The organism is Polaromonas sp. YR568 (genome assembly GCF_943369415.1).
Classification (GTDB): Bacteria; Pseudomonadota; Gammaproteobacteria; order Burkholderiales; family Burkholderiaceae_C; genus Polaromonas.
The window spans coordinates 37,404-59,662 of the sequence record NZ_CALRNF020000033.1; the positions used below are offsets into that span (position 1 = coordinate 37,404).

At 66.2% G+C, this 22,259-nt stretch carries 21 protein-coding genes; 16 read left to right on the forward strand and 5 right to left on the reverse strand.

Annotation, left to right across the window (positions count from 1 at the left end):
- Positions 1 to 21: 21 nt before the first annotated feature.
- The gene (locus ACLV74_RS19410) at positions 22 to 456 is read right to left on the reverse strand and encodes a TfoX/Sxy family protein (RefSeq protein ID WP_411881055.1); all 435 of its coding nucleotides are present in this window, start codon (positions 454 to 456) and stop codon (positions 22 to 24) included.
- A gap of 105 nt (positions 457 to 561) precedes the next feature.
- Between ACLV74_RS19410 and ACLV74_RS19415 the strand changes: the two genes are divergently transcribed.
- Positions 562 to 1,119 (forward strand): gluconokinase, encoded by a 558-nt coding sequence (locus ACLV74_RS19415; protein WP_411881056.1) that lies wholly within the window; start codon positions 562 to 564, stop codon positions 1,117 to 1,119.
- An 18-nt stretch (positions 1,120 to 1,137) separates the two neighbouring features.
- Here the strand turns inward: ACLV74_RS19415 and ACLV74_RS19420 are convergent, their stop codons facing one another.
- On the reverse strand, positions 1,138 to 2,040 hold the full coding sequence (locus tag ACLV74_RS19420; RefSeq protein ID WP_411881057.1) for a LysR family transcriptional regulator: 903 nt from the start codon (positions 2,038 to 2,040) through the stop codon (positions 1,138 to 1,140).
- Positions 2,041 to 2,128: 88 nt separating this feature from the next.
- On the opposite strand from ACLV74_RS19420, the gene ACLV74_RS19425 reads away from it, so the two are divergent.
- The 4 genes from ACLV74_RS19425 to ACLV74_RS19440 all read left to right on the forward strand — a co-directional run bounded on the left by ACLV74_RS19425 (position 2,129) and on the right by ACLV74_RS19440 (position 6,010).
- Positions 2,129 to 3,502, forward strand: a complete 1,374-nt coding sequence (locus ACLV74_RS19425; protein WP_411881058.1) for an acyclic terpene utilization AtuA family protein — start codon at positions 2,129 to 2,131, stop codon at positions 3,500 to 3,502.
- Positions 3,499 to 3,876: a hypothetical protein gene (locus ACLV74_RS19430; RefSeq protein WP_411881059.1), complete on the forward strand. Its 378-nt coding sequence runs from the start codon at positions 3,499 to 3,501 to the stop codon at positions 3,874 to 3,876. The genes ACLV74_RS19425 and ACLV74_RS19430 overlap by 4 nt, the downstream gene beginning before the upstream one ends.
- A gap of 25 nt (positions 3,877 to 3,901) precedes the next feature.
- Positions 3,902 to 4,897, forward strand: a complete 996-nt coding sequence (locus ACLV74_RS19435; RefSeq protein WP_411881060.1) for a Bug family tripartite tricarboxylate transporter substrate binding protein — start codon at positions 3,902 to 3,904, stop codon at positions 4,895 to 4,897.
- 123 nt (positions 4,898 to 5,020) lie between these two features.
- The gene (locus tag ACLV74_RS19440) at positions 5,021 to 6,010 is read left to right on the forward strand and encodes an MBL fold metallo-hydrolase (protein WP_411881061.1); all 990 of its coding nucleotides are present in this window, start codon (positions 5,021 to 5,023) and stop codon (positions 6,008 to 6,010) included.
- A gap of 10 nt (positions 6,011 to 6,020) precedes the next feature.
- On the opposite strand, the gene ACLV74_RS19445 is transcribed toward ACLV74_RS19440, so the two are convergent.
- Positions 6,021 to 6,428: a BLUF domain-containing protein gene (locus ACLV74_RS19445; protein WP_411881062.1), complete on the reverse strand. Its 408-nt coding sequence runs from the start codon at positions 6,426 to 6,428 to the stop codon at positions 6,021 to 6,023.
- 77 nt (positions 6,429 to 6,505) lie between these two features.
- On the opposite strand from ACLV74_RS19445, the gene ACLV74_RS19450 reads away from it, so the two are divergent.
- Together ACLV74_RS19450 and ACLV74_RS19455 are read left to right on the forward strand one after the other, a co-directional pair.
- Positions 6,506 to 7,264, forward strand: coding sequence for a Crp/Fnr family transcriptional regulator (locus ACLV74_RS19450; RefSeq protein WP_411881063.1), 759 nt, complete (start codon positions 6,506 to 6,508; stop codon positions 7,262 to 7,264).
- 163 nt (positions 7,265 to 7,427) lie between these two features.
- The gene (locus ACLV74_RS19455) at positions 7,428 to 7,745 is read left to right on the forward strand and encodes a hypothetical protein (RefSeq protein ID WP_411881064.1); all 318 of its coding nucleotides are present in this window, start codon (positions 7,428 to 7,430) and stop codon (positions 7,743 to 7,745) included.
- A 23-nt stretch (positions 7,746 to 7,768) separates the two neighbouring features.
- Here the strand turns inward: ACLV74_RS19455 and ACLV74_RS19460 are convergent, their stop codons facing one another.
- Positions 7,769 to 8,674 carry a DUF6279 family lipoprotein gene (locus tag ACLV74_RS19460; protein ID WP_411881065.1) on the reverse strand — a complete coding sequence of 302 codons (906 nt, stop codon included), beginning with the start codon at positions 8,672 to 8,674 and terminating at the stop codon, positions 7,769 to 7,771.
- 25 nt (positions 8,675 to 8,699) lie between these two features.
- Between ACLV74_RS19460 and glmU the strand changes: the two genes are divergently transcribed.
- Entirely contained in the window at positions 8,700 to 10,148 is a 1,449-nt protein-coding gene (glmU, locus tag ACLV74_RS19465; protein WP_411881066.1) for a bifunctional UDP-N-acetylglucosamine diphosphorylase/glucosamine-1-phosphate N-acetyltransferase GlmU, read from the forward strand.
- Positions 10,149 to 11,075: 927 nt separating this feature from the next.
- Here glmU and ACLV74_RS19470 read toward each other — a convergent pair.
- Complete coding sequence (locus tag ACLV74_RS19470) at positions 11,076 to 12,773, reverse strand: ATP-binding protein (protein WP_411881067.1); 1,698 nt, start codon at positions 12,771 to 12,773, stop codon at positions 11,076 to 11,078.
- Between the two features lie 397 nt (positions 12,774 to 13,170).
- On the opposite strand from ACLV74_RS19470, the gene ACLV74_RS19475 reads away from it, so the two are divergent.
- The 8 genes from ACLV74_RS19475 (at position 13,171) to flhA (ending at position 22,256) form a co-directional block, all read left to right on the forward strand.
- On the forward strand, positions 13,171 to 14,361 hold the full coding sequence (locus ACLV74_RS19475) for an EAL and HDOD domain-containing protein (RefSeq protein WP_411881068.1): 1,191 nt from the start codon (positions 13,171 to 13,173) through the stop codon (positions 14,359 to 14,361).
- A gap of 569 nt (positions 14,362 to 14,930) precedes the next feature.
- A complete protein-coding gene (locus ACLV74_RS19480) occupies positions 14,931 to 15,800 on the forward strand; it encodes a CheR family methyltransferase (protein WP_411881069.1) in 870 nt (289 codons plus the stop codon).
- Positions 15,797 to 16,459 (forward strand): chemoreceptor glutamine deamidase CheD, encoded by a 663-nt coding sequence (cheD, locus tag ACLV74_RS19485; RefSeq protein ID WP_411881070.1) that lies wholly within the window; start codon positions 15,797 to 15,799, stop codon positions 16,457 to 16,459. The genes ACLV74_RS19480 and cheD overlap by 4 nt, the downstream gene beginning before the upstream one ends.
- Entirely contained in the window at positions 16,456 to 17,544 is a 1,089-nt protein-coding gene (locus ACLV74_RS19490; RefSeq protein WP_411881071.1) for a protein-glutamate methylesterase/protein-glutamine glutaminase, read from the forward strand. The genes cheD and ACLV74_RS19490 overlap by 4 nt, the downstream gene beginning before the upstream one ends.
- 95 nt (positions 17,545 to 17,639) lie before the next feature.
- Entirely contained in the window at positions 17,640 to 18,038 is a 399-nt protein-coding gene (gene cheY, locus ACLV74_RS19495; RefSeq protein WP_411881072.1) for a chemotaxis response regulator CheY, read from the forward strand.
- Position 18,039: 1 nt separating this feature from the next.
- Positions 18,040 to 18,699 carry a protein phosphatase CheZ gene (cheZ, locus tag ACLV74_RS19500; RefSeq protein ID WP_411881073.1) on the forward strand — a complete coding sequence of 220 codons (660 nt, stop codon included), beginning with the start codon at positions 18,040 to 18,042 and terminating at the stop codon, positions 18,697 to 18,699.
- A gap of 309 nt (positions 18,700 to 19,008) precedes the next feature.
- Positions 19,009 to 20,175, forward strand: a complete 1,167-nt coding sequence (gene flhB / locus ACLV74_RS19505; RefSeq protein WP_411881074.1) for a flagellar biosynthesis protein FlhB — start codon at positions 19,009 to 19,011, stop codon at positions 20,173 to 20,175.
- Positions 20,172 to 22,256: a flagellar biosynthesis protein FlhA gene (gene flhA, locus ACLV74_RS19510; protein WP_411881075.1), complete on the forward strand. Its 2,085-nt coding sequence runs from the start codon at positions 20,172 to 20,174 to the stop codon at positions 22,254 to 22,256. The genes flhB and flhA overlap by 4 nt, the downstream gene beginning before the upstream one ends.
- Positions 22,257 to 22,259 lie beyond the last annotated feature (3 nt).

The window sequence follows — 22,259 nt, forward strand, 5'->3', positions numbered from 1 at the left end:
GCTGCAAGGCTGCGGGTTTTTTTATGCGCGGCTTTTGGCTTTTTTGGCCGGCGGTGCTTTTGTTTTCGCTGTTGTTTTGGGTTTCCTGGCCGGCTTGGCCGCCCGCGCCTTGAGCGCGCAGTCCAGCGCCAGCCGCGCCCACGGCAGCATCAGGGCTGCTGATTCCATGGCCTCTTCAGGAGCACTGTAGTAGTTGAGGCTGTGCGAGGCGCGCTCGCCGTTGCGCGTGATGTCATAGGTGAAGCGCCCGCAGCCCTGGGCTTCAAACAGGCCGCGCGTGCCTTCGTCGGCCTTGAGCCACAGGATTTCGCCGCCGCCCAGGTCGGCCACCAGCGCGAAGGTCAGGCCGCCGGTGCTGATGCCGAAACCGCCGAACATGCGCTTGGCCGTGCAAGGCCCCACGCCCGACAGCAGCTCGCAGCAGTACATCGCAAAATCGTTTTTCGGTGAGGCCATTGCGTCACGATAACAAACCCCACCGCGGATGTCGTGTGTCGCGGGCTTTTGCCGATATCTCCAGGCCCGACGCGCAAAGCCCCGGCGGGCCGCGATAATTTGCGCATGACCGCCGTACCCCAGACCCTTTCCCCTTCCGCCGCCGATACGTCCCAAGCCGCGGTGCGCGTGGTGGTGATGGGCGTGGCCGGCTGCGGCAAGTCGGCCGTCGGGCGCCTGGTGGCCGCGCAGCTGGGCCTGCCGCTCATCGAAGGCGACGACTTTCACCCGCCCGGCAACATCGCCAAGATGCAGCAGGGCATTGCCCTTACCGACGAAGACCGCGCCGGCTGGCTGCGGCAGCTGGGCGCCGAACTGGCGCGCCACCCCGAAGGCGTGGTGCTGACCTGCTCGGCCCTCAAGGCGGCTTACCGCAACAGCCTGCGCAGCGCGGCCCCGGGGCTGCAGTTTGTGCACCTGGCCATCAGCCAGGCCGAGTCGCTGCGCCGCGTGGGCCAGCGGGCCGGGCATTTCTACCCGCCCAGCCTGGTCGCCAGCCAGTTCGAGGCGCTGCAGGATCCCTCGGCCGAGCCCGGAGTGCTGACCCTGGCCGGCGATGCGCCGCTGGAATCACTGGCGCACAGCGCGGTGGACTGGCTGGCGGGCGCGGGCCGTCCGCGCTAGCCGCTCCGCCTCTGCCTTTCAGGGCGTGCGGGCTTTCATGGATGCAACCACCAGGTCGTGCAGGGCTTGCGCGGCCGCCGACAGGCTGCCTTCCTGCCGGCGCACCAGGTAAATCTTGCGTGTCAGGCTGCCCGCGGCCAGCGGCCGGGTCACCAGGGTCTTTCGCTGAAAGTGAAACAGCGTCAGCGCGGGCACCACGCTGATGCCCAGCCCGGCTTCGACCATGCCCGCTGCCGTGGCCAGCTGGTCGACCTCCAGCACGGTATTGGCCTGTAGCGGATGCAGTGCCGCTTCCAGCGCCTGCCGTACGCTGCTGTTGCGCGACATATGGATAAACGGGTAGGGCGCCAGTTTCTTGAGCGTCGGCGAAGCCTCCGCCGCCAGCGGGTGGTCCTTGCGGCACACCAGGTAAAAGCGGTCGGTGCAGACCAGCCGGGTGCTCAGGCCGGCGTGGCTGGTGCCGGTGGAGGCCAGCGCGAAGTCGGCCTTGCCGCTGCGCACCAGGTCGACACAGGCGTCCGACAGCAGGTCGCTGAGGTTCAGTTCAATGCCGGGCCAGGCCTTCCTGAATTCGGCGAACACCGCGGGCAGCCAGCCCGCCGCCAGCGAAGGCAGGGCGGCGATGTGCACGCGGCCCTTGCGGCGTTCGACATGGTCGTTCAGGTCGCTGAGGGCGGCGCCGAAGTCGCCGACCAGGCGGCGCGCCGAGTCCGCGAACAGGCGTCCCTCGGCCGTCAACTCCACGCTGCGCGTGTCGCGGTCGAAGAGGCGCGTGTTGAGCTCGCCCTCCAGCGTGCGGATCAGCGCGCTGAAGGCCGGCTGCGAGAGGTGGCAGGTGGCGGCGGCCTGCGTGAAACTGCGCTGGTCGGCCAGGGCCAGGAAGGCGCGCAGCTGCCGCAGGGACAGGTTGGGTTCGGCCATTTATTTGCTATTCAGCTTAATGGATAAGAATTTTCGATTTTACAAATAAATGCGCAAGGCCTAGATTCAGGGCTCCCCATGCCCGCCCATGACTGAACCCACATCCGCTCCTCTTTTCATCGGCTGCGCCGCCGGATTTTCCGGCGACCGGGTGGATGCCGCCGGGCCGGTGGTGGACACGCTGATCGCGCGCGGCGGGCCGGCTTTCCTGATTTTTGAAACCCTCGCCGAGCGGACGCTGGCGCTCGCCCAGTTGCGCCGCCGCGCCGACCCGCAAGCCGGCTTCGAGCCTTTGCTGGACGAGATGCTGCGGCCGGTGCTGGCGCGTTGCCTGGCGCACAACATCCGCATCGTGAGCAACTTCGGCGCCGCCAACCCGCTGGCCGCCGCGCGGCATATCCGGGCCATGGCCGCGAGCATGGGCCTGCCGGCGCCGCGCATCGCGGTGATCGGTGGCGACGACCTGTCGGGCGCGCGGCACGAAGCGCTGCTGCGCGCGCAGCTGGGCGATGCCATGGACAGCATCCGTACGGTGAGCGCGAATGCCTACATAGGCGCAGAAGCCATCGCCGCCGCGCTCGACGCCGGCGCGCAGATCGTGGTGGCCGGGCGCGTGGCCGACCCGTCGCTGACGGTGGGGCCGGCGATGTCGCATTTCGGCTGGCGCGCCGACGACTGGGACCGGCTGGCGCGCGCGACCATGGCGGGCCATCTGCTGGAATGTGGTGCCCAGGTGTGCGGCGGCTATTTCGCCGACCCGGGCTACAAGGACGTGCCGGACCTTCACGACGTCGGCTACCCCATCGCCGAAATCGGCAGCGACGGCCACTGCATCATCGGCAAGGCCGCGCACACCGGCGGCGTGGTCAGCTTGGCCGGCGTCAAGGAGCAACTGCTGTATGAAGTCCACGACCCGGCCGCCTACCTGACCCCCGACGTGGTGGCCGACATCAGCGAGGCGCGGCTCGCCGCGGCCGGCCCCGACCGGGTGGCCCTGACGGGCGTGCGCGGCCATGCGCGGCCAGCCAGCCTGAAAGTCAATGTCTGCCACGAAGGCGGCTGGCTGGCCGAAGGTGAAATCTCCTATGCCGGCCCGCGCGCCGAGGCGCGCGCCCGCCTGGCCGCCGACGTGCTGCGCCGGCGCCTGCCGGAACTGGCGCTGCGCGTGGACCTCATCGGCGTTTTGAGCATCATGGGCGACGACGCGGGCCGCCTGCTGGCGCAAACCCCCGCCGATGATGCGCGCGACGTGCGCCTGCGTGTCGCCGCGACCCACGCCGACCGTGCGCAGGCCGAGCGCCTGCCGCGCGAGGTCACGGCGCTGTACTGCTGCGGCCCGGCCGGCGGCGGCGGCGTGCGCACCTCGCTGACGCCGCGCCTCAATACGCTGTCCTGCCTGGTGCCGCGTAACGCTGTGCCGCTGCGTTTCGACATGCTGGACTCGCTGCGGGAGGCCGCATGAACGAAGCTCACATCACGGTTCCGCTGTACCGCGCCGCCCACGGCCGCACCGGCGACAAGGGCAACCGCTCCAACATCAGCGTGATCGCCTGGCATCCTGGTCTTTACCCCGTGCTGCTGGCGCAACTGACCGAGGCTGTGGTGGCGCGGCGCTTTGCCCATCGCCGGCCCGCGCGTGTGCAGCGCTTTGAACTGCCGGGACTCGCGGCGCTGAACTTTGTGCTCGATGACGTTCTGGACGGCGGTGTCAACGACGCGCTGAACCTGGACACCCACGGCAAGGCCCTGTCCTTCTGGCTGCTGGATTTGCCGATTGAAGTTCCGGCCTCGCTGGCCCCCTTGCTCCCGGGGCCGGACCTGACGGACAGCGACTGATTTTTCAAACTACAAAGGAGACACCATGACCCCCTCAAACTGCAGCTCGACGACCCCCCGTATGCAGCCCTTGCTGCTCGCCGCCGCCGCACTGTGCGCGCTGGCGCCCGGGCTGGCGCAGGCACAGGGCTTTCCGGACAAGCCCATCACCTTTGTCGTGCCCTTTGCCGCCGGCAGCGCCACCGACCAACTGGCGCGCGCCATCGGCCAGGCGGTGACCAACGACAGCAAGGTCAGCGTGGTGGTGGACAACAAGCCCGGCGCCAACAGCTTCATAGGCGCCCAGGCGGCGGCCAAGGCCAAACCCGACGGCTACACCGTCTTCATCACCACCAACACCACGCAGTCCGCCAACGAGCACCTCTTCAAGAAGCTGCCCTATGACCCGGTCAAGGACTTCGCGCCGCTCACGGCGCTCGGGCGCGGCGGCCAGATCATGGTCGTCAACCCCGCGCTGCCCGTGAACAGCGTCGCCGACTTCATCAAGCTGGCCAAATCCAAGCCGGGCAGGCTGTCCTTCGGCAGCGGCAGTTCCTCCAGCCGCGTGGCGGGCGAGCAGTTCAAGCAGATGACGGGCACCTACATCCTGAACATTCCCTACAAGAGCAATCCGCCGGCCGTGACCGACCTGCTGGGCGGCCAGATCGACATGATGATCACCGACATGACCACCGGCCTGCCGCAGGTCAAGGCCGGCAAGCTCAAGGCGCTGGGCGTGTCCACGCGGCAACGCTCCCCCTTGGCGCCCGATGTGCCCACCATCGCCGAGGCGGGCGTGAAGGGTTATGAGATGACCTACTGGTTTGCCGCCTATGCGCCGGCCGGCACGCCCGCCCCCGTGGTTGCCAAACTCGCCGACCTGCTGGCCCGCGCCGCGCGCAGCCCGTCGGCCGCGCCCTTCTACCAGTCCAGCGGTACCGAAATCTTCACCAGCAATCCCGAGGAGCTGCGCAAATTCCAGGCGGAAGAGACCCTCAAGTGGGGAAAGATCATCAAGGCGGCCGGCATAGAGCCCGAGTGAGCGGGCCTCTTTTTTGGGAGGGGTGTCCCCGGCGATTCACCTATTCGTAATGCATTACGTTTAAGTAAAATGCCTGTCATGCCGGCGGCCCTGCCCGCCGAGCCCATAACAGGAACAGCCCCCATGTCCAAAGCTTTTGCCTCGCAGTCCGACCTGACGGACAAGACCATCACCTTCGAGCAGCTCAGCGCGCATTGCTGGGCCTACACCGCCGAGGGCGACCCGAATTCCGGCGTCATCGTCGGCGACAAGTTCATCATGGTCAGCGACGCCACGGCCACGCCTGCGATGGCGCAGGACCTGATCGCGCGCATCCGCACCATCAGCGACAAGCCCATCAAGTACGTGCTGCTCACGCACTACCACGCGGTGCGCGTGCTGGGCGCCAGCGCCTATGCGGCCGAAGGCGCGACCGAAGTCATCGCCAGCCAGGGCACCTATGAGCTCATCGTCGAGCGCGGCGCGCAGGACATGCAAAGCGAGATGGAGCGCTTCCCGCGCCTGTTCCGCAACGCCGAAAGCGTGCCCGGCCTGACCTGGCCGACGCTGGTGATAGACGGCGGCAACCCGGTCAAGGGTGAAAAGCCCGGCAAGCTGGTGCTGGACCTGGGCGGCGTGAAGGTGCAGGTCTGGCATCCGGGCCCCGGCCACACGCGCGGCGACACGATTGCCTGGATTGAAGAGGAAAAAGTGCTGTTCTCAGGCGACCTGGTCGAATACGAAGCAGGCGTCTACACCGGCGACGCGCAGCTTGAGGAATGGCCCGCCACGCTGGAAGCCCTGCGCGCGCTGAAAGCCGAAGCCATCGTGCCGGGACGCGGCGAGGCGATGAAGGGCGCGGCCAACGTCAACAAGGCGCTCGACTACACCAAACGCTGGGTCGAAACGCTGTACAAGGCCGGCAAGGAAGCCGCCGCCGCCGGCATGGACCTCAAGGCCGCCATGGACCACACGCGCAAAAGCATGGACCCGGTCTTCGGCCATGTGTTTATTTACGAGCATTGCCTGCCCTTCGACGTGAGCCGCGCCTTCGACGAAGCCAGCGGCATCAAGAACCCGCGCATCTGGACGGCGCAACGCGACCAGGAAATGTGGGCCGCGCTGCAAAACTAGTGCGGAAGGCTCAGGACTCCAGGTCCAGCCTGGACAGCAAGCCCTCAAAGGCATCCAGCGCGGGCTGCCCGTCCATCTGCTCCATGCGTTCGAGCACGTCGTCCTCGTCGACCATGCAGTAACCCAGGCTGAAGCGCTTGAAGCGCCGCACGGCCAGTTCGCCGTGGTGCAGGATCTGCAGGTTGACGTGGCGGGTGTCCTGGCGTATGCGCTCCAGCAGCGCCAGCACCTGTTTCTGGCCGCCTTCCAGTTGCTGGCAAAAGCGCATGCCGTCAAAAATCAGCAGCCCCGTAATGTCCTTGGCTGCGTTGGCCAGCCTGGCCCTCACGGCGATGTCCTTCACGACGCTCAGGGGCGCCTCGGGCGCCAGCGTGCTGACGTAAAGGACTTCATACAGCGTTGTGCTTATTTTTATCATTGCGGCAAATGTAGTGGGCCGCCTTGCACCGCACAATGTCAAAAGACACACGCATATGTGCGTAAGATGTGCCTTTTATGAACAACCCCACGCCAACATCAGCGATCTGCCCTCCGCGCTGCAATGCCTGCGGTTTGCGCAGGACCGGCGCCTTCATGCCGGTCAACGCGGAGGAATTGCAGTTCATCGAAGCCTTCCGCACCGGCACCACGGCCGTGCGGGCCGGCGGCACCATTCTTTATGAACAAAAGCCCAACGGCAAACTGTTCACGCTGTATTCGGGCTGGGCCTTCCGTTACAAAACCCTGAGCGACGGCCGGCGGCAAATCCTCAACTTTTTACTGCCGGGCGACTTCATCGGCCTGCAGCAAAAATTCGCCGACGGCGCCATGCACGGCATCGAGGCCGTCACCGACACCAGCCTCTGCGTGTTCCCGCGCGACGGGCTGTGGGAGCTGTTCCGCGGTTTTCCCAACCTGGGTTACGACATCACCTGGCTGGCGGCGCGCGAGGAAAGCATGGTCGACGACCACCTGCTGACCGCCGGGCGGCGTAATGCCACCGAGCGCGTGGCCATGCTGCTGATGCATTTGTTCCGCCGGCTGGAGCGCGTGGGCATGGCCGAGGGCGGCACCATCGAATTTCCCATCAACCAGCAGCACATCGCCGACGCGCTGGGCCTGTCGCTGGTGCACACCAACAAGACCCTGCGACGGCTGCGCCAACTGGGCCTGCACGAGATCCAGGACGGCAGGTTGCGGCTGCTCAACACACGCGCGCTGGAGCGCATCGCCGATTACTACGACACGCCGCCGCCGCAGGTTCCCCTGCTTTAACCGCCGTTTTCCGGCGGTGTAAGCCGCCGCCGACACCAAGGCCATTGGGCGGATGACAAAGGCCGCCTTCTCCGGGTTTTAAGGTATCTGTCTTGCCCACGTTTTGCCCCTTTTTTGTGAAAAGGAGCCGTGGGAGCAGCACAGACACCACCAGGAGACGCACATGTTCCACGCATCAGCACCAGGCGCACGCCTGCAGCAACAGCCCCGCCGCTTCTCGGACCGCCAGCAGCAGCAAAGCAGCGGCTCGCGCGAATTCCAGCCGCGCCAGTCCCAGTCCGGCGACGGCCCGTCCGGCCAGATGGGCGAGGGCAGCTATGAAGGCACGCGCAAATACCAGGACAACATCAAGTCCTACCTCAAGGACGCCGACGTGAAGTCCGACGCCGAAGCCGCCAAACCCGAATCGGCGCAGCAGGCGGAAGAACTGAAAAAGGCCGAGGAAGAAGGCCGTTCGCACACCAAGGCGCCCGGCCAGTAAGTCCGGCGTGCCGGCGTGCGGCTTCAGGATTTCTGGGTATTGAGCGTCCTGAAGTCCTGCTCATAGCGCTGCAGCGTTTCCACCGCCTTGTGGCGCTGCGCCGGCGTGGTGCTGTTGTGCAGTTCCGCCAGGGTGGCGCAGCTGTCCTGGGTCAGTTTTTCCATGTAGTCGCGATAGGCCGAATCCGGTGAGCTGATGGTGCGCTCCACCAGCCCGCGCACGGCGGCCTGGGCCTTTTCGTGCGTGGCCTGGCCCGCCACCAGCGGGCGCAGGGTCAGCAGGGCATCCTGCTGGCGCCGGACTTTTTCCGCGAGGCTGCGCGGTGCGTCAAAAGGCGATGTGTCTATGCGCCGCGATATCACCGCCAGCTGTTTGGCCTCCAACCCGCCATAGAGCATCTCGGCGCGCTTGACGGCTTCCTTGTAGCGCTTGTCGCGCTGTTTTTTGGGCGAGGCCTCCAGCACTTCTTCGCGGTATTCGTCATTGCCCTTGGCGAAGCGGCGTTCCAGGTGCTTGAGCTGGCCGGGCTGCAGGGACACGACTATGGTCGCCAGTGGCGGCTCCGCCTGGCGCGACAGCGTCACCAGCTTGCCGCGCACGTCGGTGTAAATCGCGCAGGCGGCCGCGGCGTCCATGTCCGAAGGCATTTGTTCCTGCAGCTTTTGCAGCGCGCTGATATAGCCGGGCAGCTGCGTCTGGCGGTGCCAGCCTTGCAGTTTCGCCAGGTCGCCCTTGACCTGCAGGCTTTGCGCATCGGTGAAGTCGAAGTGGCTGTCAAGGTGCCAGTAGATCAGTTCCGGTGCCTGGTTGTAGGCGACTTTCATGAGGCTGCAGCTTTGCATCAGCCCGGCCAGCGCCAGCACGCCCAGCACACCGATAATCCGTGTGCAGCGTCCCGTGCCCGCCCCGGCGGCCCGGGGACGCGTCATCACCCCAAAATCCAGAGGAAATTTCATGGCAACCCCAATCGATGTCGTCATCATGGCCGCGGGCAAAGGCACGCGGATGAAGAGCAGCTTACCCAAAGTGTTGCACCGTTTGGGCGGGAAAGCCTTGCTGGCCCATGTCATCGAATGCGCCGCCTCCGTGTCGGCGCGCAAGGCGGTCGTCATCACCGGCCACGGCGCGGAACAAGTCGAAGCCGCCTGCGCCCGCTTCACCCAGGCCGGTTCAGGGCTGGGCCTCGAATTTGCGCGCCAGGAGCCGCAGCTGGGCACCGGCCACGCGGTGCAGCAGGCCCTGCCCCTGCTGGCCGACGACGGCGTCACGCTGGTGCTCTCCGGCGACGTGCCGCTGACCCAGGCCGCCACGCTGCAGGCCCTGATCGCCCAGTGCGACGGCCAGCGCCTGGCGCTGCTCACGCTCAGCATGGCCGACCCCACGGGTTACGGCCGCATCGTGCGCGTGCAAGCGCACGCCTCCGAGCCCTTGCGGGCCGGCGCTGAGGCTTCCTCGCAGGTCAGGGCCATCGTCGAGCACAAGGACGCGAGCGCCGCCCAGCGCGAGATCCGCGAAATCTACAGCGGCATCATGGCCGTGCCCACGCGCCTCTTGCGCGCCTGGCTGGCCCGGCTCGACAACAAGAACGCCCAGGGCGAGTACTACCTCACCGACATCGTGAAGTTCGCCGTCGCCGACGGCGTGGCCGTCGTGGCCCACCAGATCACCGACGCCGCCCAGGTGGCCGGCGTCAACAGCCCGGTGCAACTGGCTGAACTCGAACGCGTCCACCAAAGCCGCCTGGCCGTCGCCCTGATGGAGCAGGGCGTGCGCCTGGCCGACCCGGCGCGCCTCGACGTGCGCGGCACGCTCAGCTGCGGCCAGGACGTAGAGATCGACGTGAACTGCGTGTTTGAAGGCACGGTCAGCCTGGGCAATGGCGTGCGCATAGGCGCCAACTGCGTGATCGCCAACTGCGCCATCGCCGCCGGTGCCGTGATCCACCCCTTCACCCACATCGACGGCGAAAAGCTCGGCGTGCAGGTCGGCGAAGGCGCCCTCATCGGCCCGTTTGCACGCCTGCGTCCCGGCGCACAACTGGGCGCCGAAGTGCACATCGGCAATTTTGTCGAGGTCAAAAATTCCACCCTGGCCAAAGGCGCCAAAGCCAACCACCTGGCCTACCTCGGCGACGCCACCGTCGGTGAGCGCGTCAACTACGGCGCCGGCAGCATCACCGCGAACTATGACGGCGCCAACAAGCACCGCACGGTGATAGAAGCCGATGTGCACATCGGCAGCAACTGTGTGTTGGTGGCGCCTGTGACTATTGGCGCCGGCGGCACTGTCGGCGGCGGGTCTACCATTACCAAGAGTACGCCGGCTGGTTCGCTTAGCGTTGCGCGTGGCAAGCAGGTCAGTTTGCCTAACTGGACGCGGCCAGTGAAGGTGGCTAAGGGGTAGTTTCCGCTTTCCCCTTACCCCCCCCGTTCGGGCTGAGCTTGTCGAAGCCTTGCCTGTTCCGGCGGTGCGCTTGCTGCTGGGGCTTGCTGGCCGGGGTCGCCCGGCATGCGACTCACTTTTTTTGCTTCGCCAAAAAAAGTAAGCAAAAAAAGGCGACCCTGGTTGCTGCGTCCCTCCGCTGCGCTACGGGCAACCTGCGGTGCTCGGTCCAGACGGGGTCAAAAACAACTCGCCTGCGGCTCAAACAAGTTTTTGCCCTGAACCGTCTGGCCCTGCGCTCCTCGGCGCATCCACAAGGGGTGGGAGCGGGGACAAGGAATACCGAACAGCCAACAGCCGAAGACAGAAACCCGTATTTGTCTTCCTTCTTGTCCCCTCTCCCTCTGGGAGAGGGTTAGGGTGAGGGCCAGCAGCTTTCGCACCCGCAGCAACACATCAACCGCCGACGGCCCTGTCTTGCAGACCGCAGCCCAGGCTGAGCCTGGGCTTCTTCGCGCTGTCCAGATGCGCGCAGGCGCATCTGGAGCCGCAGCGCTCAGCCCCTGCCCTCTCCCAGAGGGAGAGGGAGTAAATTCATGGCCACCACATCGCGGGCGGCTCTTGCTCTGCCACCTTTTGTCCCCGCCCCCGCTCCCGACCCCGCTCCCGATTGCCCCTTGTGGATGCGCCGAGGAGCGCAGGTTCAGGCGGATCAGGGATCGCGTTGTCTGAGCGGAGTGAAACGCAGCGAGTTTAGCGAGACCCCGCCTGAACCGAGCACCGCAGGTTGCCCGCAGCGAAGCGGAGGGACGCAGCAACCAGGGTCGCCTTTCTTTTGCGTACTTTTCTTTGGCGAAGCAAAGAAAAGTATGTCGCCCGCCGGGGCGAGACCCGGCCAGCAACCCTATGCAGAGGGCGAGGGCGCGAAGGCCGGCGCAAGACCCGGCCTCACACCTCTTCTCCTCCAATCGTGAAATAAAAGCTCGCGCCTGCACCAGGCGCACTCTCAGCCCAAACCTCCCCATGATGCATCTCAATCACCTGCTTGACGGTGGCCAGCCCAATCCCGGTGCCTTCAAATTGCGATGACGAATGCAGCCGCTCAAACACCTGGAACAGCTTGCCGGCATGGGCCATGTCGAAACCCGCGCCGTTGTCGCGCACAAAAAAGACCGTCTTGCCGTCCGCGCCCGCCTGGCTGCCGACCTCGATGCGCGGCGCGGGCGTGCCGGCGCTGAACTTCCAGGCGTTGGCGATGAGGTTGGTGAGGACGGAGGTCATCAGGCGGCTGTCGGCTTGCACCACCATGTTGTCCTGGATGTGGACTTCGACGACGCGTTGCGCATCGGCGTCGGTGTGCTGTTTGATCACGGCCCTGGCGATGATGCTGAGGTTGACGGGCTCGCGGTGCACCTGGCCGCGGGCCAGGGTGGCGAGGGAGAGCAGGCCGTCTATCAGCAGCGTCATCTGGCCGACGCCGTTGCGGATGCGCCCTACCAGCGAGAGCGAAGGCTGGTCGTCCTGCAGTGACTTGCGGCGCAGCAGCAGGCCGCTGAAGCCGTCTATCGTGGTCAGGGGCCCGCGCAGGTCGTGCGACACCGAATACGAAAACGCTTCGAGCCGCTGGTTGGCTTCCTGCAGGTCGCGGGTGCGGGCTTCTATGCGCTGCTCCAGGCTGTGGTTCAGGGTTTCGATCTGGCGCGTGTGTTTGTGCTGGTGGGTGAAGACGGCCGAGAGCGCGGCGGCCAGCATCAGCAGCAGCGCGGTCGCGCCTATGGCGATGCTGGTGTAGTGCCCGGCGCGTTCGGCTGCGGCTTCCAGCGCCTCTTCCGAGGTGGTGGCGACGATGACGACCATGGCCAGGGACGGGATGATCTTGAAGGCGATCACGCGCGAGACGCCGTCGACGCCGCTGGGTCCCAGCAGGCTGCCGCTGGGCGTCCGGTCTTTTTCGGCGAGGATCTTGCGCAGGTTGAGGTTGCCGGAGGCGTCGCCGCCGAAGCTCGCGCTCTCGCCCAGGCGCCGCGCGCGCAGCTGGCCGTCAAAGCCGACAAAGGCGATATGGCCGTTGTCGCCCATGTCGACTTTTTTGTAGAGCTCGGTGAAGATGTTCGGGTCCAGGCCGACCACGACCACGCCGCCGAAGCTGCCGTCGGGGTTGGTGATGCGCCGGCTGATGTGCACGGTCTGGCGGCCGGTGGTCCAGCCGACCACGGCGTTGCCCACCACCAGCTTGTCGGTGGTGGCGGCTTGCTGCAGCTTGAAGTATTCGCGCGCGGCCAGGTCGGCCCCGTCGGGCAGCGCCAGCCCCACCACCACCTTGCCGTCCTTGTCGAGGATGGCGCGGTAGACCAGGGCCCTCGCCGTGAGGGCCAGGGGCGTGGGCACCTCGTCCAGCCGCGTGGCCCGCCCTTTTCCGGCATAGATGCGGCGCATGTCCAGCAGCAGGCCGTCCACGTCTTCCACGGTGGCGATGGCCTGTTCGGCAAAAATGACGGCGAGGTTGATGTTGTGCTGGGCCTGGGCGCGTATGGCCTCTTCCTGTTCCTCCCGGATCTGGATGGCAAAAAACACCCAGACCAGCGCGGAGAGAAGGATGCCGGCGGCACCAATCCACCAGACATAAAAGGGCAGCCGCTTGTCCATGGTTCATGGTCTTTCTTGCGTTTGGCGGCAGGGCCGGGGATTGACAGGAGGAGGAGGCCCGCGTAACAGATCCCGGTACGGTGCCAGCCTAACGGTTCCCGGCTTGATACACCAGCCCGCCAAAACCCCAATCCGGCGAACAAAGCGGCGATTCCCCGCCTGTTTGGGGGAACCGGCCGCGGCCGGCCTCCTTACAGTGTGTTCAAAGGCCGTCCTGATTCAAGACTATGGCCGGCGAGCCGCCTTCTGTGCGGCGACGCCGGGCAGCCCTTTCCTGTTGCCGCCCGGCCCCCAGCCGGCCGGCGGGCGGGAAACGGCTGCGAAAAACCAGAGCACAGGCCGGCGCCACCCGGTAACCCCACGAGACACGCTTCGCCACAACATCGGTCAATTCGCCATGCCAGAAAACAAATACCTCGTCCGAGCCCCGCTGATGGACCCCAAACAACACGTGTCCGGCTACAAGCTGGCCTGGCGCGGGCTGCCTCCTTCCAGCGACCTGGAGGATGTGCGGCAGCTGCTGGCCTTTGCGAATGAGCGCATCCCGCCGGGCGAGCTGGGCTTGCTGTTCCTGGACGCCGAGCGCGGCATTCCCTCGGGCGGCATCTCCGTCGAGAAGGTGCCCCGGGGCGCGGTGCTGATGCTGGACTGCGCGGACCTGTCGGAGGAGAGCGCCACCGGCATGGCGTCCATGCGCGAGCAGGGCTTTCGCCTGGCCCTGCGCGGCGCGGACCTGGCTTTCATGGAATTGCATGCCGAGACGCTGGTGCCGCTGGCCACCCATATAGAGCTGCCGCACGGGCACCCGGACTTCGCGGCCATCGTCGCGCTGGCCAAACACGCCGAGCCGCCGCTGTCGGTGGTCATCAAGACTTTCCCGGGCTGGCGCGAGTTCGACGCCTGCGTCCCGCTGGGCGTGGGCGGCTTCTTTCCGACGCTGTGCACCACCCCGCGCCCCGAAAATGCCGGCACGGCCCTGAGCCCGCAGGGTGTTTTCATCCTGCAGCTGATGCAGATGGTGCAGGACAACGCCGACGTGCGCCTGCTCGAAAACGTGCTCAAGCGCGACGCGGCGCTGTCGTACAAGCTGTTCCGCTACATCAATTCCCCGGCTTTCGGCATCGAGGTCGAGATCGAATCGCTGCGCCACGCGGTGACCATGATGGGCTACAACCCGCTGTTCCGCTGGCTGTCGGTGCTGCTGGCCACCACCAACACCAAGGGCTATTCACAGGCCCTGCTGCAGGCCGCCATCATCCGCGGCCGCTTTGCCGAGCTGCTGGGCAAGGACCTGCTGCCGCGCGCCGATGCCGAGCACCTGTTCTTCGTCGGCATGTTCTCGCTGCTGGACCAGCTGCTGGGCATCCCGCTGGAAAAGGTGATCAGCGAGATCGTGCTGCCCGACACCGTGGCGCAGGCCTTGCTGCACCGCGAAGGCGTGTTCGGCCCCTTCCTGACGCTGGTCGAGGCCTGCGAGCAGCCCGAAGGCCGCGCCGCCGAACTGGCCGAAACCTTGATGCTGACCTCCACGCGGGTCAACCAGGCGCATGTGGCGGCACTGGCCTGGGCCCACACGGTTTCTCTCTAGCGCCCTGAGCTGCCCAGAAACCCTCCTGGCGTTGTTGTGGCCGCCTTGCCGTGCAAGGGCCTGCTAACGCCACCAATGCAAGATGCGTTGCGAGTCAAAAAGGCCTTGAGCAAGGCGCAAAACGCAGGCGGGGTAATCCCCGTCAAGGCTTTGCAACGCCGCGCAAGGCCTTTTTGATCGCAACCCGGAGGGAATGGGGTGAGAAAGGCGCCACTCGGCGTTGCGCTCCTAGCCCAGACGCCCGGTCTGGGCGTCGTCGCGCGCCTTGATTGGCGCCTTTCTCACCCCATTCGCATTTGCATTGGTGGCGTTAGCAGGCCCTAGCACTGTCTGCGGCGTCACGCCTAGCCAGGACCGCTTCGCTGGGTTTCTGGACAGCTCCTTACCGCCGCTTTTTTGCCAAGCCTAACCCCTGCCCGACCCCATCACCCGGCCATACCCAGAGAAGCGGGGCTTTTCTCGTGTTTTTCGGCCCATGGCCCAGGCCGCTGTCTTTGTACATTGAAGTATCTGTGTCATAGCCTGATGCACAAGGCGCGCTTTTTTTGCGCGCGATGAACTGAAAACCTATGAATACTCCACTGCATGGCGCCATGGCTTCGTCGGCCGGTCCGGATTTCCTCCTGACGGACCATGATTTTTCGAAAATCCGCACGCTGATCCACCAGCGGGCCGGCATCGCCCTGAGCGCGCAGAAGCGCCAGATGGTGTACAGCCGCCTGGCGCGGCGCCTGCGCGAGCTGCGGCTGACCGAGTTCTCGACCTACCTGAATTTCCTCGAAGCCGACCCGAACGGCGACGAATGGCAGCAGTTCACCAATGCGCTGACCACCAACCTGACGGCCTTCTTCCGCGAAGCCCACCATTTCCCGGTGCTGGCCGAGCATGCCAAAAAGTGCCCGCAGCCGATGACGGTCTGGTGCTCGGCCGCCTCGACCGGCGAGGAGCCGTATTCCATCGCCATGACGCTGATCGAGGCGCTGGGCGATCGCGCCGCGAGCGCGGCCAGCGTGATCGGCACCGACATCGACACCCAGGTGCTGGCCAAGGCGGCCACGGGCGTGTTCACCCTGGAGCAGGTCAGCAAGCTTTCGCCGGCGCGGCTCAAGCGCTTTTTCCTCAAAGGGGCGGGCGCCCAGGCCGGCAAGGTGCGCATACGGCCCGAGGTCGCGGCCATGGTGAAGTTCGAGCAGCTCAACCTGCTGGACGCCAAGTGGGCGCTGCGCGAGCCCTTCGACGCGATTTTCTGCCGCAACGTGATGATTTATTTCGACAAGCCCACGCAGGCGCTGATCCTGCAGCGCTTTGCGCCGCTGATGAAGCCGCACGGCCTGCTGTTCGCCGGGCACTCCGAGAATTTTTCCTTCGCCAACGACATCCTGCGCCTGAAGGGCCAGACGGTGTACGAGCTGGTCCACAAGGTGAAGGCCGCCCCATGACACCCGCGCACCGCGAGACGATGGCCACCCATCATTACTTCGACCGCGAGTTCGGCATCTCGGCGGTCAAGCTGCTGCCGGGCGAGTATTTCGTGACCTCCAAGGACATGGTGCTGACGACGGTGCTGGGCTCCTGCGTGTCGGCCTGCGTGCGCGACACCATGGCCGGCATAGGCGGCATGAACCATTTCATGCTGCCCGAAGACGCGGACCCGTCCTCGCGCGACGCGGCCGCCTCCATGCGCTACGGCGCCTATGCGATGGAAATGCTGCTCAACGAACTGTTCAAGGCCGGCGCCCGGCGCGAGCGCCTGGAGGCCAAGGTGTTCGGCGGCGGCGCGGTGCTGGCCAACATGACGCTGCTCAACATCGGCGAGCGCAATGCCGACTTCGTGCTGCGCTACCTGCAGATGGAGCAGGTGCGGGTGGCCGCCCAGGACCTGCGCGGCAACTACCCGCGGCGCATCAACTACTTCCCGGTGACCGGCAAGGTCACCATGCGCAAGCTGCGCCAGCAGGACGACGCCGTCATGGTGCAGAACGAGGAGCAGGCGCTGGCCGCCACGCTCTGCAAGCCCGCGCCCCGGCGCGCCAATGTCGAGATTTTTGACGTCAAACAGGCGCGCGATGCGGCCAACAGGAATGCGTGGGCCCTATGAGCACGAACAAGATCAAGGTGTTGTGCGTCGACGACTCGGCGCTGATTCGCAGCCTGATGACCGAGATCATCAACAGCCAGCCCGACATGGTGGTGGTGGCCACGGCCTCCGACCCGCTGGTCGCGCGCGACCTGGTCAAGCAGCACAACCCCGACGTGATGACGCTGGACGTGGAAATGCCGCGCATGGACGGCCTGGAATTCCTCGAAAAACTCATGCGGCTGCGGCCCATGCCGGTGGTCATGGTGTCCTCGCTGACCGAGCGCGGCTCGGAAGCGGCGCTGCGCGCGCTGGAGCTGGGCGCCATCGACTTCGTGACCAAGCCGCGCCTGGGCATACGCGACGGCCTGCTGTCCTATACCGACCTGATCGCCGGCAAGATCCGCGTGGCGGCCTCGGCCAAGCTGCTGCCGGCCCGGCGCCCCGCGCCCAATGGCGTGGGCGGCGCGGGTGACGGCCATGCGCCCATGCTGCACAGCCCGCTGCTGAGCACGGAAAAACTCATCATCATCGGCGCCTCCACGGGCGGCACCGAAGCCATACGCGAAGTGCTGCAGCCGCTGCCGCCGGACAGCCCGGCCATCCTGATCGCCCAGCACATGCCGGCGGGCTTTACCAATTCCTTCGCGCAGCGCCTGAACGGCCTGTGCCGCATCTCGGTGTCCGAGGCGGTGCACGGCGAGCGGGTGCTGCCCGGCCACGCCTACATCGCGCCGGGCGGTTTCCATTTGTCGCTCACGCGCAGCGGCGCCAATTACGTCGCCCAGGTCGACCAGGAGCCGCCGGTGAACCGGCACCGGCCGTCGGTGGACGTGCTGTTCGATTCGGCCGCGCGCCATGCGGGCAAGAACGCCATCGGCGTGATCCTGACCGGCATGGGCCGCGACGGCGCCGAGGGCCTGCTGCGCATGCACCAGGCCGGCGCGCACACGCTGGCGCAGGACGAGGCCAGCTGCGTGGTGTTCGGCATGCCGCGCGAGGCAATCGCCCTGGGCGCGGTGGACGAGGTGGTGCCGCTGCAGGAAATAAGCCACCGCGTGCTGGCCCACCTGCGCTCCTTCGGGGAACGGGCCAACCGGGTGTAAGGATTTTTTTGGGGGCTTCCGGCCGGCGCATTTTCATCAAGGCGCTTTCCGGATGACATGTGTTTGAGAGTTCGATTGTGAAACTGGAGTGAAGTGTGGTTGATAAAAACATCAAAATTCTGGTCGTGGATGACTTCCCGACCATGCGCCGGATTGTTCGCAATCTGCTCAAGGAACTGGAGTTCGTCAACGTCGACGAGGCCGAAGACGGCGCCGCGGGTCTGGACAAGGTCAAGGCCGGCAACTACGGCTTTGTGGTGTCCGACTGGAACATGCCCAATATGGACGGCCTGGCCATGCTGCAGGCCATACGCGCCGACCCGAAGTTCGCCAAGCTGCCGGTGCTGATGGTGACGGCCGAGGCGAAGAAGGAAAACATCATCGCCGCCGCCCAGGCGGGCGCCAACGGCTATGTGGTCAAGCCCTTCACCGCCGTCACGCTCGAGGAAAAGATCAACAAGATCTTTGAGAAGATCGAAAAAGAAGGTGCCTGACATGCCGCAAGAAGCACATACCCCCGCGGCCCTTCACCCGGCCGCCCCCATGGGCAACTCGGCCGAACAGCTGGTCAACCGCATCGGCCACCTGACGCGCCAGATGCGCGAAGGCATGCGCGAGCTGGGCCTGGACAAGGGCATCGCCCGCGCCGCCGAAGCGATTCCCGACGCGCGCGACCGCCTGAGCTATGTGGCGCAGATGACCGAGCGCGCCGCTGAAAGGGCGCTCAACGCCATCGACGTGGCCCAGCCCATCCAGGAAAGCCTGTCCAAGCAGGCGGTGGCGCTCGGCAAGCGCTGGGACGTCTGGTTCGCCAGCCCGCTGGAACTGGACGACGCGCGCGAGCTCGTCAAGGACACGCGCGGCTACCTGGCCGACACCCCGGTGCAGACCAGCGCCACCAATGCGCAGCTCATGGAGATCATGATGGCGCAGGACTTCCAGGACCTGACCGGCCAGGTCATCAAGAAGATGATGGACGTGATCAAGGACATGGAGACGCAGCTGCTGCAGCTACTGATCGACAACGCGCCTCCCGAAAAACGCCAGGAGGCCACCCAGGGCCTGCTCAACGGCCCGCAGATCAAGACCGGCGTCCCCGACGCGGTCGACGGCCAGGACCAGGTGGACGACCTGCTGGCCAGCCTGGGCTTCTGAGCCCCGGAGCCGCTCGGAAACCCTCGCACCGTTCGGGCTGAATCCATTCCCCGTTCGGGCTGAGCCCATTCCCCGTTCGGGCTGAATCCATTCCCCGTTCGGGCTGAGCCTGTCGAAGCCCTTCGACAGGCTCAGGGCGAACGGTGTGTTCCGCTGCGCTCCAATCCCCCCTCTCCGGGCATTCCGCCCACCCCCTTATTGCCCAAAGTACAGGCCTATCCCCGGTTTGTTTGCGGCATCGGTTTTCACCCCTCCCCCCAATAATTCTTCTGACAGGGCGCCCTTTGCGCCCGACGCCGCGGAGCATTGATGTCGGAAGAAAGTGATCTCGAAAAAACCGAACCGGCCTCGCCCCGGCGCCTGGAAAAGGCGCGCGAGGAGGGGCAGGTCGCGCGGTCGCGGGAGCTGGTCACCTTTGTCATGCTGAGCACGGGCGTGGGCGGGGTGTGGACCCTGGGCGAGATGATGGGCGCGCACTTCGACAGCGCGCTGCGAAACGGCCTGCAGTTCGAGCGCGCCTCGGCCTTTGACCCTTCGCACATGATGAACCAGGCCGGCGGGGCGGTGCTGCACGCGATGCAGGCGCTGATGCCGGTGCTGATGCTGATGCTGGTGGCCGCGCTGGTCGCGCCCATGATGCTGGGCGGCTGGCTGCTGTCGGGCAAATCGCTGGCGCCGAATTTCTCCAAGCTCAATCCCATCGCCGGCATAGGCCGCATGTTCTCCTTCGAGTCGCTGGCCGAGCTGGTCAAGACCATCATCAAGTCGCTGCTGGTCGGCGGCGTCGCCTGGTGGGTCATCATGGACGACCTCAACGCCATCATGGCGCTGCTGAGCGAATCTTCGCGCGCCGCGCTGCCGCACACCCTGCACCTGGTGGCCGGCAGCTGCGCGCTCATCATCGCCTCGCTGCTGCTGGTGGCCGGCATCGACGTGCCCTACCAGCTGTGGAGCCATGCCCGCAAGCTGCGCATGTCGCGCGAGGACCTGCGCCAGGAAAACAAGGAAAGCGAGGGCGACCCGCACATCAAGGCGCAGATTCGCCGGCAGCAGCAACAGATGGCCAAGCGCCGCATGATGTCCGAGGTGCCCAAGGCCGACATCATCGTCACCAACCCGACGCACTTCGCTGTCGCCCTGAAGTACAGCGACAAGGACATGCGCGCGCCGCGCGTCATCGCCAAGGGCACCGACCTGGTGGCGCTGCGCATACGCGCCATGGCCGAGGAACACAAGATCCCGGTGCTGGAAGCGCCGCCGCTGACGCGCGCGCTCTACCGCCACACCAAGCTCGGCGACGAAATCCCCGCGGCCCTCTACGCGGCCGTGGCCGAAGTGCTGGCCTGGGCCTACCAGCTGCAGCGCGCGGCCGAAGGCGGCGCCACGCCGCGCACGCCGCGCGACCTGCCGGTGCCCGACTCCCTTGACCCGCTTGCCCTCACGGGCGCGACAGAACCCACAGGAAACGCCGCATGAACTTCGCCGCACTGATGCGCCTGCCGCGGCAGATGATGGCGGGCAACCAGGGCAAGGGCCTGGTCGGCCCGGTGCTGATCATCCTGATCCTGGCGATGATGGTGCTGCCGCTGCCGCCCTTCCTGCTGGATTTGCTGTTCACCTTCAACATCGCGCTGTCCATCATGGTGCTGCTGGTCAGCATGTACACGATGAAGGCGCTGGATTTCGCGGCCTTCCCGTCGGTGCTGCTGTTCACCACGCTGCTGCGCCTGTCGCTGAACGTGGCCTCCACCCGCGTGGTGCTGATGGAAGGCCACACCGGGCCTGACGCCGCCGGCAAGGTGATCGAGGCCTTCGGCCACTTCCTGGTCGGCGGCAACTTCGCCGTCGGCGTGATGGTCTTCATCATCCTGGTGGTGATCAACTTCATGGTCATCACCAAGGGCGCGGGCCGCATCGCCGAGGTGGGCGCGCGCTTCACGCTGGACGCGATGCCGGGCAAGCAGATGGCCATCGACGCCGACCTGAACGCCGGCCTGATCGGCGAAGACGTGGCGCGCCAGCGCCGCGCCGAAGTGGCGCAGGAAGCCGACTTCTACGGCTCCATGGACGGCGCCAGCAAGTTCGTGCGCGGCGACGCGGTGGCCGGCCTGCTGATCCTGGTGATCAACATCGTCGGCGGGCTGATCGTCGGCATGGCGCAGCACGGTCTCGATTTCAGCTCGGCGGTGACCACCTACACGCTGCTGGCCATCGGCGACGGCCTGGTCGCGCAGATCCCGGCGCTGGTGATTTCCACGGCGGCCGGCGTCATCGTCTCGCGCGTCACCACCAACGAGGACGTGGGCGGCCAGCTGACCGGCCAGCTCTTCGCGAATCCGCAGGTGCTGTTCCTCACGGCCGGCGTGATCGGCCTGATGGGCCTGATCCCCGGCATGCCCAACCTGGCCTTCCTGATCATCGCCGGCGGCCTGATCTGGCTGGGGCGCCGCGTGCAGCGGCGCAACGCCGCCGGCGGGGCCGCGAAGGCCGAGCCGCCCCCGGCGCCGGTGGCGGCCGAGTCGCAGGAAGCCACCTGGGACGACGTGGCGCTGGTCGACCCGCTGGGCCTGGAGGTCGGCTACCGGCTGATCTCGCTGGTGGACAAAAGCCAGAACGGCGAGCTGCTGGGCCGCATCAAAAGCATACGCAAGAAGTTCGCGCAGGACATCGGCTTCCTGGTGCCGGTGGTGCACATCCGCGACAACCTCGAAATCAAGCCCAACGTCTATGTCGTCAAGCTCAAGGGCGTGCAGGTCGGCCAGGGCGAAGCCTACCCGGGCCAGTGGATGGCCATCAACCCCGGGCAGGTGAGTTCCTCGCTGCCGGGCACGCCGACCAAAGACCCGGCCTTCGGCCTGCCCGCCGTCTGGATAGACAGCGGCCTGCGCGAGCAGGCGCAGATCTACGGCTACACCGTGGTCGACGCCAGCACCGTGGTGGCGACGCATCTGAACCACCTGATCCACGCGCACGCGGCCGAGCTGCTGGGCCGGCAGGAAGTGCAGCAGCTGCTGGACCGCATCGGCAAGGAATCGCCGATGCTGGTGCAGGACCTGGTGCCCAAGACCCTGTCGCTCACGACGCTGCAAAAGGTGCTGCAGAACCTGCTGGACGAAAGCGTGCCGATACGCGACATGCGCACCATCCTCGACGTGCTGGCCGAAAACGCGCCCACGGTGAGCGACACCACGGAGCTGACGTCGCTGATACGCCTGGCGCTGTCGCGCGCCATCGTCCAGCATATTTTCCCGGGCAACGAGGCGCTGCAGGTCATAGGCCTGGACAGCTCGCTCGACCGCGTGCTGCTGCAGGCGCTGAGCAACAGCAACGGCCTGGAGCCGGGGCTGGCCGACAGCCTGCTGCGCGAAGCCCAGCAGGCCATGGAACGCCAGTCGCAACTGGGGCTGGCCCCGGTGCTGGTGGTGCAGCACCCGCTGCGCGTGCTGCTGGCGCGCTTCCTGCGCCGCAGCCTGCCCGACCTCAAGGTGCTGTCGCACGCTGAAATACCCGACACCCGCACCATCAAAGTGACCGCCACCATTGGAGCCAAATCTTGAACA